The organism is Marinicella litoralis, from assembly GCF_002591915.1.
Lineage (GTDB): Bacteria > Pseudomonadota > Gammaproteobacteria > Xanthomonadales > Marinicellaceae > Marinicella > Marinicella litoralis.
In genome coordinates this window covers 606,329-619,783 of sequence record NZ_NIHB01000001.1, presented here as the reverse complement: position 1 = coordinate 619,783, position 13,455 = coordinate 606,329, and the positions used below count along the sequence as shown (strand labels likewise).

The 13,455-nt window shown below is 43.8% G+C and carries 9 protein-coding genes; 4 read left to right on the top strand and 5 right to left on the bottom strand.

Annotated elements, in window-relative coordinates; all coding sequences use genetic code 11:
• Positions 1-65: 65 nt before the first annotated feature.
• The 4 genes from pyrG to CCS90_RS02755 are packed head-to-tail and all read left to right on the top strand — an operon-like array spanning position 66 to position 4,590.
• Positions 66-1,697, top strand: a complete 1,632-nt coding sequence (gene pyrG, locus CCS90_RS02770) for a CTP synthase (RefSeq protein ID WP_099017973.1) — start codon at positions 66-68, stop codon at positions 1,695-1,697.
• A gap of 21 nt (positions 1,698-1,718) precedes the next feature.
• Positions 1,719-2,561, top strand: a complete 843-nt coding sequence (gene kdsA / locus CCS90_RS02765; protein ID WP_099017972.1) for a 3-deoxy-8-phosphooctulonate synthase — start codon at positions 1,719-1,721, stop codon at positions 2,559-2,561.
• Positions 2,548-3,837 (top strand): phosphopyruvate hydratase, encoded by a 1,290-nt coding sequence (gene eno, locus CCS90_RS02760; protein ID WP_099017971.1) that lies wholly within the window; start codon positions 2,548-2,550, stop codon positions 3,835-3,837. Before kdsA ends, eno begins: the two co-directional genes overlap by 14 nt.
• A gap of 45 nt (positions 3,838-3,882) precedes the next feature.
• Positions 3,883-4,590: a Crp/Fnr family transcriptional regulator gene (locus CCS90_RS02755; protein ID WP_099017970.1), complete on the top strand. Its 708-nt coding sequence runs from the start codon at positions 3,883-3,885 to the stop codon at positions 4,588-4,590.
• A 70-nt stretch (positions 4,591-4,660) separates the two neighbouring features.
• Here CCS90_RS02755 and CCS90_RS02750 read toward each other — a convergent pair whose 3' ends face one another.
• The 5 genes from CCS90_RS02750 to CCS90_RS02730 all read right to left on the bottom strand — a co-directional run bounded on the left by CCS90_RS02750 (position 4,661) and on the right by CCS90_RS02730 (position 13,444).
• On the bottom strand, positions 4,661-6,808 hold the full coding sequence (locus tag CCS90_RS02750; RefSeq protein ID WP_281275141.1) for a cytochrome D1 domain-containing protein: 2,148 nt from the start codon (positions 6,806-6,808) through the stop codon (positions 4,661-4,663).
• Positions 6,809-6,986: 178 nt separating this feature from the next.
• Entirely contained in the window at positions 6,987-9,164 is a 2,178-nt protein-coding gene (locus tag CCS90_RS02745) for a TonB-dependent receptor plug domain-containing protein (protein WP_162846717.1), read from the bottom strand.
• 166 nt (positions 9,165-9,330) lie between these two features.
• Complete coding sequence (locus CCS90_RS02740) at positions 9,331-11,166, bottom strand: nitric oxide reductase activation protein NorD (RefSeq protein ID WP_099017968.1); 1,836 nt, start codon at positions 11,164-11,166, stop codon at positions 9,331-9,333.
• 4 nt (positions 11,167-11,170) lie between these two features.
• Positions 11,171-11,974, bottom strand: a complete 804-nt coding sequence (locus tag CCS90_RS02735; protein WP_099017967.1) for a CbbQ/NirQ/NorQ/GpvN family protein — start codon at positions 11,972-11,974, stop codon at positions 11,171-11,173.
• Between the two features lie 60 nt (positions 11,975-12,034).
• Entirely contained in the window at positions 12,035-13,444 is a 1,410-nt protein-coding gene (locus CCS90_RS02730; RefSeq protein WP_099017966.1) for a cbb3-type cytochrome c oxidase subunit I, read from the bottom strand.
• Positions 13,445-13,455 lie beyond the last annotated feature (11 nt).

The following is a 13,455-nucleotide window of genomic DNA, read 5'->3' as shown; positions in this document are numbered from 1 at the left end:
TTGCTAAATAAATCGGCCATCGGATATAATACACGTCCTTTCTGAGCTTAACTATTTCACCCAACATGACTAAATTTGTATTTGTCACTGGTGGTGTGGTTTCATCTCTTGGAAAGGGTATAGCGGCAGCCTCTCTGGCATCGCTCCTTGAGGCACGCGGATTGCGTGTCACCATGATGAAATTAGACCCCTACATCAATGTCGATCCCGGCACCATGAGCCCATTCCAGCACGGCGAAGTCTTTGTCACCGAAGACGGTGCAGAAACTGATCTGGATTTAGGTCATTATGAACGTTTTGTGCGTACCAAAATGTCACGCAACAACAATTACACCACCGGCCAAATCTACGAAAATGTGATTCGCAAGGAACGTCGTGGTGACTATTTGGGTGGAACCGTTCAAGTGATCCCGCACATCACCGATGAAATCAAATCAAAAGTCCGCAAAGCCGCCAATGGTTTTGATGTGATCATGGTAGAGATTGGTGGAACCGTGGGTGACATTGAGTCATTGCCCTTTATGGAAGCGATTCGTCAGATGGGCGTGGAAGAAGGGCGTTCCAATGCCATGTTTGTGCATTTAACCTTGGTTCCTTATATCAGTGCTGCTGGAGAATTGAAGACCAAACCAACACAACATTCCGTCAAGGAATTGCGTTCGATTGGTATACAACCAGACATATTACTGTGTCGTGCTGAACACCGTATACCGCGAGAAGAGTTACAAAAAATTGCGCTGTTCACCAATGTAGAAGCGCGTGCTGTCATCCCTGTACTGGATTGTGCCAACATTTACCAAATCCCTGAAGAGTTAAGTAAAGAAGGTTTCGATCAATTGGTCGTAGAACGGTTTGGTTTGCAATGTGGTGAAACAGATTTGTCTGAATGGCAACGTGTGGTTCAAGCAGAAGCCAACACCAAACACGATGTCACCATCGGTATGGTCGGTAAATATTTAGACCATTCTGATGCCTACAAATCATTGAATGAAGCCTTGCGTCATGCAGGCATACCCAACCAAACCAAGGTCAACATCAAGCACATCGATTCAGAAGAACTTGGCAAAACCAAAGACGGCACAGTTTTCACTGATGTGGATGCCATATTGGTGCCCGGTGGATTCGGCAATCGTGGATTTGAAGGCAAGATATTTGCTGTGGGATTTGCCAGAGAAAACAACATACCTTATTTAGGTATTTGTTATGGCATGCACGCAGCAGTGATTGACTATGCCAGAAACGTTTGTGGCTTGACTGAAGCCAACACCACAGAAAACGACGAGAAAACCCCTCATCCGGTGATTGGATTAATCACCGAATGGATGGATCGAGCTGGACAAAAAGAAATTCGGGATTCACAATCAGATTTAGGTGGCACCATGCGACTGGGGGCACAAAATTCCTTGTTAAAACCGGGGTCTTTGGCCCACCAGGTCTATGGCAGTGAAGTGATTTCTGAACGCCATCGCCACCGTTTTGAGTTTAACAACAATTATGCAAAACCACTCAGTGAGGCTGGCATGGTTTTTTCAGGCCATTCTGAAGATTCAAAATTGGTAGAGATGGTAGAATTACCAAATCATCCTTGGTTTTTGGCTTGTCAATTTCACCCTGAATTCAACTCAACGCCGCGAGATGGACACCCGCTTTTTGCTAACTACATTGCTGCTGCTTTGGCTTATAAAACCAATAAATAGCCGCTTAACCAAGGAATAAACATGAAATTATGTCATTTTGAAGCCGGTCTAGACCAACCTTTTTTTCTGATTGCTGGCCCTTGTGTGATCGAGTCACTGGAGTTAGCCATTGACACCGCTGGACACTTGAAAGAAATCACCGACAAACTGGGCATCCCATTTATCTTCAAATCATCATTTGATAAAGCCAACCGAACTTCCTTGAATTCATTCCGCGGATTGGGCATGGAAACAGGATTGAATATATTGGCTGAAGTACAAAAGCAAGTTGGGGTTCCTGTGATCACTGATGTGCATGATGATTCACCGATTGAAGAAGTGGCTGATGTGGTTGATGTTTTACAAACACCTGCCTTTCTGGCCAGACAAACCAACTTCATTTTGCGGGTTTGTAATGCAGGTAAACCAGTTAACATCAAAAAAGGCCAATTCATGGCTCCCTGGGACATGAAAAATGTGATCGAAAAAGCCCGATCAACCGGTAACCAACAAATCATGGTTTGTGAACGTGGTGCCAGTTTTGGCTACAACAACTTGGTTTCAGACATGCGTTCATTGGCGGTGATGCGAGACACTGGGTGTCCAGTGGTTTTCGATGCCACCCATTCGGTACAATTACCGGGTGGCCAAGGTGGTACTTCAGGCGGCCAACGTGAACATGTGCCGGTACTCGCCCGTGCAGCCACAGCCGTTGGTATAGCAGGCTTATTTATGGAAACCCATCCAGATCCAGCCAATGCCAAAAGTGATGGCCCCAATGCCGTTAAATTAGGCCACATGGCCGGCTTACTGGAAACTTTGAAAATGATTGATCAAACCATTAAATCCAAACCATTACAGGAACAAAGCGATGACTGGAATTAAAAAAATTCACGCCAGAGAAGTTCTGGATTCCCGCGGCAACCCCACCTTAGAAGCTGAAGTCACCCTGGATTCAGGCGCCTTTGGTCGCGCCATCGTGCCATCCGGCGCATCCACCGGTGCTCGTGAAGCCATTGAATTGAGGGATGGTGACAAATCTCGCTATTTAGGCAAAGGTGTGCGCAAAGCAGTTAATAACGTCAACAGTACATTGGCCGCTGCCCTGGTGGGTCGTGATGCCAATGATCAAGCTGGATTGGATCAAGCCATGTTGGATTTAGATGGCACCGATAATAAAGGCAACCTGGGGGCCAATGCCTTGTTGGGCATTTCACTGGCCAACGCCCATGCAGTGGCCAATGACAAAAGAATCCCTTTGTACCAAAGCATCGCGACACAAGAAAAATTTGTCTTACCAGTGCCAATGATGAACATCATCAATGGTGGTGCCCATGCCGATAACAATGTGGATGTTCAAGAATTTATGGTACTGCCTACTGGCTTCACTTCATTTTCCGAAGCTTTGCGTTGTGGCACCGAAATTTTTCACGCCTTGGCCAAAGTTCTGAAAAGCAAAGGCCTGTCAACTTCAGTGGGTGACGAGGGTGGCTTTGCTCCTAATTTGCGTTCCAATGTTGAAGCGGTAGACACCATTTTAGAAGCCGTTCATCAGGCCGGCTATAAAATCGGTGAAGAAGTTTATTTGGGCTTGGATGTGGCCAGTTCTGAATTTCACTCAGACGGTTTATACCACCTCACCGGTGAGCAGCAACAATTGAACTCTGAACAATTCACTGACTTTTTGTCATCATGGGTCGATCAATACCCCATCATCAGTATTGAAGATGGTTTGGATGAAGCCGATTGGACGGGTTGGAAACATTTAACTGAGAAGCTGGGTAAAAAAGTTCAATTGGTTGGCGACGATTTGTTTGTCACCAATACTTCAATCTTCAAAGAAGGCATCGATAAAAACATTGCCAACTCAATTTTGATTAAATTCAATCAAATTGGTACTTTGACTGAAACTTTGGATGCCATCGATTTGGCTTACCGTTCGGGTTATACAGCGGTGATTTCACACCGTTCAGGCGAAACCGAAGACAACACCATTGCTGATTTAGCAGTAGCCACGTCTGCCACACAAATCAAGACTGGCTCTTTGTGTCGTTCGGACCGGATCGCCAAATACAATCAATTATTACGCATCGAAGAACAACTGGGATCCAATGCCAGTTATGCAGGTAAGTCTGCCTTTGATTTATTGAATATCTTGTAAAATGAAAATTCGCAGAACTGTGCAGACTCGCTTAAATGAACCCTTATGATTCATGAGGCATTGAACCAAAATGTGGTTGCCGCTTTGCGTGAGTGCGTGATGTTTTCAGGCATGAGCGATATTCAGTTCAGTCAGGTGTTACAGTTCTCTGACTTGCTGCATAAAAAACCAGATCACATGTTGTTTCAACAAGGTATGGATTTGTCACACATCTATTTTGTTTATGATGGCGCGATTAAACTGGTCCGCAGCACCATCAAAGGTGATGAGAAAATCATTGAAGTGGTGTTCCCGGGTAACACCTTTGCCGAAGGGGTGTTGTTTGCCGGCAAACCCAAATACCCAGTCACAGCCATCGCATTGAAACCATCGATCATTGTCAGTATCCAAGCCCAACCCTTCTTGAAACTGTTAAAAAGTTCAGCCGACTTATGCATCAATATGCTGGGGCATTTATCCGTCAGGTTACATTGGATGGTCAAAGAACTGGATAAACAAACCCTGCACAATGCGGCTTTCAGGGTCGTCGATTATTTCCTTACCCAAGCCCAAGATGCAGCTGAAGATGAGTTCACACTCAAACTTAAAGTGACTAAACGCGACATTGCATCCCGTCTTTCAATCAAACCAGAAACTTTTTCACGGGCATTGAAATCGTTAGAAAATAAGGGCTTGATTGTGATTGAAGAAAAAAAAATCATCCTGAAAAACCTACCTCAACTGCGTTCATTACTGAATACCGAAGCTTTATAAACTAAAAAAGCACTGCCCCGGAGGAAAGGGCAGCGCTTTTTTCTTAACTGTTTATAGTTTCAGTCTTGAATCAATAAACATCTTCCACAGTGTTGTAAATATTGAATTTACCGGTTGGGGTAATGATGCGCTTATCTTTGATCACATGTTTCAATTTTCGGGTTTTGTCATCGACAATGACAATCGCTGATTTTTGATCTTTACCATTCCAAACTGAAAACCACACTTCATCACCTTGCTTATTGTATTCTGGCTGTACTACCCGTTTGGCACCTTCGCCCAAATCAGCCCACTCGGCAATTGGCAAAACCACAAAACCTGCCTCTAAATCTTCGATGTCATACACGGCAACACTTTGTGAGATGGCTTCACTTGGATTCAGCGGCGAGTCCACCCACAGGTTTTTTGACTCAGGATGTGATTTCACAAACAATGAACCGCCACCTTGGCCATGTAATGTTCTGACGACTTTCCAAGCATGCTCCTTGTGGTTGACAGGATCAGTGGCAATGAAAGTGATGTTGTCATTACCCAATGAACTGGTTATCCACACGGGACCATATTCAGGATCAATGATGTTGGCACCTCGACCCGGATGCGGAATCTTTTCAGCATCAATCAAAGCCGTTAATTTTCGTTCTTTGGAATCAACCACAGCGATTTTATCTGACTGATTGGCTGCTGTCAGAAAATAGCGTTTGGTGCTGTCCCAACCACCGTCATGTAAGAAACGTGCGGCATCAATGGTGGTAATAGACAAACTTTCTATGTCTGAGTAATTGACCAATAAAATTTTACCAGTCTCTTTGACATTCACAATAAATTCAGGGTGCAGGTGTGAAGCCACAATCGCTGCCACTCGAGGTTCTGGATGATATTCCTGGGTATCTACAGTCATCCCACGAGTAGAAACAATGCGTTTAGGCTCTAAGGTATCACCTTCCATGATGGTGAATTGTGGCGGCCAATAGGCACCCGCAATGGCGTATTTGTCTTCATAGCCTTTGTACTTAGATGTTTCAACCGAACGTGCTTCCAAACCAATTTTGATGGTGGCAACAATTTCTGGCGGATCCATGTACATATCTATCATGTCGATTTTAGCGTCTCGGCCAATGGTGTAAGCGTACCGACCTGAAGCCGATGGTCGGGTGATGTGTACCGCATAACCCGTTTTTAAAATGGTGACGATTTCTTTGGTGTCACCATCAATCAGTGCCATTTCACCTGAATCACGCAAGGTGACCGAAAAGAAATTGTCTACATCTCTGTTGTGTTGTTTGGTTTTGGGTCGGTCTTCTGGTTTGACGTAAACTTTCCATGAATCCATCATTTCCTTCATACCCCATTCTGGAGGCGCAGGTGGTTCATGTTGCAAGAATCTTGCTAAGGTATCAATCTCATCGGCAGTAAAATCACCTGAGGTGCCCCAATTAGGCATGCCGGCTGGAGAACCATAGGTAATCAATGTTTTTAAGTAGTCAGTGCCTTTTTCTCGGGTGATGTCAGTGGTCAGTGGTTTGCCAGTGGCGCCTTTACGCAGCACCCCATGACAACCTGCACATCGTTCAAAATAAATTTTGGTGGCGAAAGCAAATTCATCTTTACTCATGGCAGGACCCTCTGAGTCTATCATTTGCACCGCGTCTTCTGGATTGATGCCTGAAGGAGCCCCTTGATACCCCGCTTCTTCTGCAGTGGTGATGGGGTGATCAGCAGCTGCTCCTGTGGGTACAGCTGCGGTCTCATTCCTGGCAGCCATCACTTCTGCAGTACTGACTTGAAATCCTTGATTGCCCCAGCTGTTCATGACATAGGTAACCACGTTGGCCACTTCTTCATCTTTTAAATACGACAAATTAGGCATCACCGCATTGTAAGTCTTGCCATTGACGGTGATTTCTCCAGACAATCCACCAATGACTGTACTTATGGCGCGATTTTTATCTGCCAACAAATAATCAGATTGAGCCAATGGAGGAAATGCACCAGCCAGCCCTTGTCCATTCGCCTGATGACAAGCCGTACAATACGTTTGGTATATTTTTTCGCCGGCGGCTATTTGGCTGGCTAAATCTGTGGTGCCTGCCATCATTTCGGCCTTGTGTTCTGCCAAGGCATCTGTGGCTGCCGGTTGTTCGGCGGCACAAGCACTGATTCCGGTAAACATCCCTACTATGAGGCCTGCATGTAACAGACTGCGCTTTATGGTTTTCATGATTCACTCCTACTACTTAGTAACATTTATTGAGTTTTTTTGCTTAAATACATCGAAGCAGAGCCACTCCAAAACTTTCTGTTGTTATTTTATGGTTATTGTTCTCAACAGTAATTGATATAAGTCAATGTAGCTGTTGATTGGTTGAACCAAATGATGCTTGTCCGCAGCTGTTGTTTTACCATTCAACGCTGTAGGAAACCCTCAAGTACCTGGATGCTTGAGCCATCGCTTCTATGATGGGATCTGAAGGTTCAAAATTCCTCACTTGTTGCCACAACCAATACTTTTTATCTGTTAAATTATTCAATCCAATGCGCAGCGCTGCGTTGTCAGATAACTGATACCCTAAAATCAAATCAAAAGTTGCAAACCCTGGCGTCTGGAAATATTCATCAGCATCATCAAGTCGATTTTGAGCTTGGCTGAAGACGCCATACAGACCCAGCTGCCAAAGCTGGTTGGTTGATTGCCATTGTAAATTTGCGGTGGCTTTCGGCGGCGATATGTGATTCAAAGGTTGGTCTGTCAGTTTGTTTTCACCACGCGTCCATGCCAACTGCCAAGCGGTTGACCATTGCTCATTGATCTGCCATTGGTAGTCAAGTTCAGCACCATAAATCTTGGCATCATTGATGTTTCTGGATTGAAAAATCAAAGCATCAGTTGCTGGATCTAAACCGATTAAATCACGACTGACTATCAAATTATTGTAATCATTATGAAAAACGTTGAAGTTAATTTGCTGAGCGTCACCACTGTACCTAAAGCCCAATTCAAAGCCATCTGAAGTTTCAGACTTAAGGTCTGGATTAGGAATGGCTTGGTAATTAAATAAGGCCAAATTAAATCCAATATTGACATCATCATAAGGTGGGGCCCTGAAACCACGAACGTACTGCGCATAGAGGTTGATTGCCTCATTAACATCGTACATCACACCCAACTTAGGGGAAAAGTCTGAAGCCCTGATTGAAACAACTTCTGCATCACCTGCCCCATTATCAAATAAACTGTCACGGTTGGGTGACAAATCGTAATGATCGAAACGAATCGCGGGCACCCATGCCCACTTGGAATCGTTGAAAGTTATCTCATCATGAATAAAAACCCCCAATTCTTGCAGATCGGTTTTGGGAAAATCTCGCAATGGAAAATTTTCACCCAATACCACATTGGTGCTGACACCGGTGATTAAGTTGGTTTCAGAGGCGTCACGTGATTCCTCAACGGCAGATTGGGTCCACTCAAACCCATAAATCAATTGATGTTGGGTGTTGACTGTTGACAATGATTTGATGAAATTTATTTCCAGTCCAGTTCGACGGCTGTCAAAGTTAAATTGTCGGTATTGAAATTGTGGTATGCCTCGTCTAGAAAAACGATTCTCGAAGGTGTTTTGTTCGAACTGGGTTTTGGCATGAAAAATCACCACACTGCCTTCATCGGCCAGTGATCCATTGACTAAAAAGTCATAATCAAGGCTTAATTTATGGTCAGAGGCTTCGTCATCACCACTTAAAGCAGTGGTGCGTATAAAACGTCCTTGTCCTATAAATGAATTGATTTGCGTGAACTGGTCTTTCTGGGTAGCCAGAAAGCCTAAGGTCATGCTGTTACCCTCAGCAAGGTCTATTTTCCACTTACCAAAAACTGATTGGGCATCCCAGTCAGCAGTGTCCTTAAGCAGCGAAGAATTTTCATTGACCACGCCTTTGCCATCGCGCTGGGTGGCCGATAACAACAAACTTTGGGTGTCAAAATCCCAAGCAGAGCTTAAGGTAGCAAATCTCCCATGACGTTTACCATCAAAGCCCAATCTGAGTTTAGTCCAATTATCATCACTGTTGGGGTTTTGTGCCAGTAACACATCAGGATCCCATGTGTTGATGGCCACAATACCACCCAAAGCATCGCTGCCATACAAAGTTGATGCTGGTCCCTTGAGGATTTCAATGTTCTGAATCAAATCAATTTCAGGAAAGCCGGCTGTGGCAAAAGAGTATGAACCTAAATCGAAAGTCTTCGCATTAGGAATGCCATCGACTTCGATGGCCACCCGGTTATCACCCATTCCTCTGATGTTAATCCCTGAGGTGCCGAATCGCGTACCGGCATCTTCAATGTTGACATTGGCTTCATATTTTATGGCAGATGCCATGTCTTGGCTGATTGTTTCAGCCATCTGTTCAGCTGAAATGACACTGACATGTCCAATCACATCTTGAACGGGTCTGGCTTGTTTATACGCCACCACCACCATATCATCCAATTCAGTCAAATCTGTCAATGTCTCTTCTGCCACAGCCACAGAAGTCAGCGTACCAAGTAGACTTAGAATCAATATTTTTTTCATGCCAAGAATTCCTAAATTAATATACATGTGAGTCAAATTTTGCAGTGGTTGAAGTTTAGCCAATTGAATCTATAGTACCGTTGACATATGTCAAGTTAAGCAAGTTTGATGCTGCTGTGTATTGCAAACTTGACGCGAATCAAAATTTTTCAATACAGCAGGTTTTTTAACTGATCAAATGCAAGTAAAGCTGTGGAAGCTTTCTGGGTAATTCAGCTGCATTTTTGATGTGAAAGAAAGATTGTGAACCAAAAATATAGGGCAAGTAATCATAAGCTTCATGGTCAATTGAAACACAAAACGGAACAATGCCTTTTTGTTTGGCTTCTTTAACCGCCATTTTGGTGTCCTCTAATCCATAGCGACCTTCATATTGATCCAGGTCATTGGGTTTGCCATCGGTGAGGATCAACAACAGTTTTTGTTTGGATTTTTCCTCTAAAAGCGCTTGGGTTGCATAGCGAATAGCAGTACCCATGCGGGTATAGTAACTGGGTTGAATGGCATGAATCCTCCCTCTGATCAGATCGTCGTATTTTTGATCAAACCTTTTGATTGGGTAATATCGAACATGTGACCTTTTGCGAGAGGCGAATCCAGCAATGGCAAAACGTTCTTGAGCTGCGTCCAAACTTTCTGAAAACAGATACAGCGCATCTCTGATAACATCAATGACCTTTTTTTCATCATTGATATAAGCATCGGTTGATAAGGATAAATCGGTTAAGATCAAGCTACACAAGTCACGTTGCTTGTGCTGTAAATTCCGGTAGAGTTTAGGGTCAGTGTTGCTGCGACCAGCACGCTTGTCAGCGGTGTAATCAATGAAACTCAGTAGATCAGGTTCTTCACCATCGGTTTGTTGATTCAGCCACTGCCTCTGTGGTTTTAAGGCTTCAAATTGCCTTTTTAATTGCTGCGCTTGGCGTTGTAACTGATGGGGCCAAGTCACTGATTCACTGGCAGTGATTTGCATCAACTGCAGGCTACAATAATCATTCACCAATTGTTGTTTTTTGTGTTGCCACTCTGGCATCAAAATACCTTTTTCTAACACTTCATCATCATATTCCGCTGCAGGCAAATCCAAATCAAGCTTGATTTTATGACCGGTTTCTCCTTGTCCGATACTGAGTTTGTCTAAATCATCAGCCGCTTTGAGGGCTTCATTGTCGTCATCACCATCCTCTTCACTGCGATCTAAATTAATGAATTCTGACCAGGAAAACAGGCTTTCTAAGCGAAATGACAACAACCCGTCTTTGTTGTCCGTTGAGGCCACTTGTTCAGCACTGTATCGTTTGCTTTTTTGTTTTTGGGCTTTGGCCTCACTGCTGCCTTTGGCTTGTGGAAAGGCTTGCTTGTTACCATGTCTGAGTATCACTTCAGGGCTGGGATACAACCACACAGGGACCATGGCAGGAAGGTTTTGTTCGGACACTTCTGGAATTGCTTGCGTATGTTCGACATTTTTAAGGACATTTTTAATCAACAACTCATGTTGCTGATAAGCGGAAGGCAATTGTTTCAAATGAGGCCTTTGTGGCAAGTGTTGTTGTATCAAATTGTGGTAGCGTTTTTTTAAACCAGGCCATTGACGCAATGTTTTTTGGGTTAGGTGCAGATTGTGAGCCAATAAATGCTGAGGATGTGGCAACTGATTGTGACTGGCCAAAGCAGTCAACCAGTAATAAACATCCAAATTACTTTGGCGGTTATCAAAATAATCTATGTGTTCTGGTAAATACAAATGGTCACGACTGAAGTGTGCCCTTTCGAATCTTTTGGCTGCACCAGAAATCTTTTGCAGCCAGCTTCTGTGCCCATCAAATAACTGTGCTGTGGTGTGACCGATACTGATACCTTTGTCACCACCCAACGCCCTAAAGAAAATAGCCAAAGGTCTCTTGATATCGACAAGACAAACACGTGATTCTGGATAAGCCGGCAAGGACTTAGCAGTGATGTAATGGTGCCATTTGACGCCAACCCATTCTTCCATGATTTTATACCAATTTAGCTTGTATCACCAAGTTCAATGCCTCAACCACTGCCAAGTCATCACTCAAGGATTCTGCAATGGCGGCACCACAAGCAGACAAAGGATTGATACCTTGCTTGATTAAATTGGCTGCATATATCAACAAGCGGGTTGAGACTGACTCTTCTAAATCATGCTCCTTGAGTTGGCGTAAATGATGAGCCAATTCTGCCAATTGTTTGGCCAAGCTCATCTCACAATGGGTTTCTTTGAGAATGATTTGAGTTTCAGTTTCTATGTTTGGATAATCGAACCGCAATGCCATAAACCGTTGTTTGGTTGAAGGTTTTAAGCCTTTCAATAGGTTCTGATAACCAGGGTTGTAGGAAACCACCAACATAAAATCATCCGGTGCTTTGAGTAATTCACCGGTACGATCAATGGGTAAAATGCGGCGATCATCCGTTAATGGGTGAATCGCAACGATGCTGTCTTTTCTGGCTTCCACCACTTCATCTAAATAACAAATGCCACCTTCACGCACAGCGCGAGTCAGCGGTCCATCTTGCCAATACGTATTGCCATCACCAATCAAATGACGTCCTATTAAGTCGGATGCTGTTAAATCTTCATGACAGGCGACTGTAAATAGCTTGCGACCCAACACTTCAGCCATGTGCTGAATAAAACGTGTTTTTCCACAGCCAGTCGGCCCTTTGATTAATACTGGGACTTGGTTATTGGCTGCTGTTTGAAACAATTCAATTTCATTGTTTTGAGCTTGATAAAAAGTCTGCTTGCTTGTTTGAATGGCTTGGACATTATCCATGATCTACTCCAAAGAGGGAAAATGAACCCAGGCGCTGTAAGCCTGGGTTCATGTGGTTTGTTAACCTGTAACGGTTTGCGTTTCTTCAGCAACAGTTTTTTCATCAGCCACATCGCCTTTGATAAAGAAACTGCTGATATAGACCATCAAACCAATGAGAAATACCACACCAGAAACTTCTCGCATCCAATAGAAAATTTCAATTTTGTCTTGAACCACCATAAATGGTAATGGGGTGTCTCCCATGCGTTGTAAATACACTTGAACCACTCCTGCAGCCGTTAAGAACAGTGTAATGAATACCATTGATACGGTCATTAACCAGAACGACCACATTTCAACCACTTGGGCTTGATTCGAATTGGCCACACGACCACGCAGTTTTGGCATGGCGTAAGAAATGATACACAACACCACCATCACATAAGCACCATAAAATGCCATGTGACCATGTGCAGCGGTAATTTGAGTCCCATGGGTAAAGTAGTTAACAGGAGCGAGTGTATGCAAAAAGCCCCATACTCCAGCACCCAAAAATGCCATGACACCGGTACCCAAAGCCCAAAGAACAGCTGCTTTATTGGCATGTACTCGGCGTCGCTTATTCACCATATTGAAGGCAAAAAGTGTCATCAAGAAAAATGGTATCGGTTCCAAAGCGCCAAAGACAGAACCTATCCACAACCAATAACTGGGAGCACCCATAAAAAAGTAATGGTGCCCGGTACCTAAAATTCCAGTAATTAAAGCCATAGCAATGATCACATACAACCATTTTTCAATGACTTCACGGTCAACACCAGTGGTTTTAATCAGCACAAAAGCGAGTAAGGAACCCAGAATAAGTTCCCACACACCTTCGACCCATAAATGCACCACCCACCACCAATAATATTTGTCTAAAACCAAGTTTTCTGGATTAACAAATGAGAACAACCACAACACGACCAAGCCCACCAAGCCTGTCAACAACACCATGTTAATGACTGTTTTTCGACCCGAAAGAACGGTGATACCAATGTTATATACAAAACCCACACAAACCAAGGCAATACCAATCTTACCAATGGTTGGTTGTTCAAGAAATTCCCGTCCCATGGTAGGTAACATGCTGTTACCAGTCAGTTCTGCCAAGCGTCCATAGGGAATCAGCAAGTAACTCAAGATAATCATCACACCAGCGCCAAGAAACACCCAAAACAAGAGCTTGGCTAATTTAACCGAGTGCAACTCCCTTTGGGACTCTTCAGGTACCAAATAATAAGCCGCACCCATAAAACCGAACAACAGCCACACAATCAACAGATTGGTGTGCACCATGCGCGCAATGTTGAATGGAATATAGGGAAACAAAAAGTCTCCTATGACGTACTGTAAACCCAAAATCACCCCAAACAGAATTTGTCCAACAAACAAACCAATGGCGGCAATGAAATAAAGTTTAGCTACAGATTGAGATTGATAGGTCATTTGATGTCTCC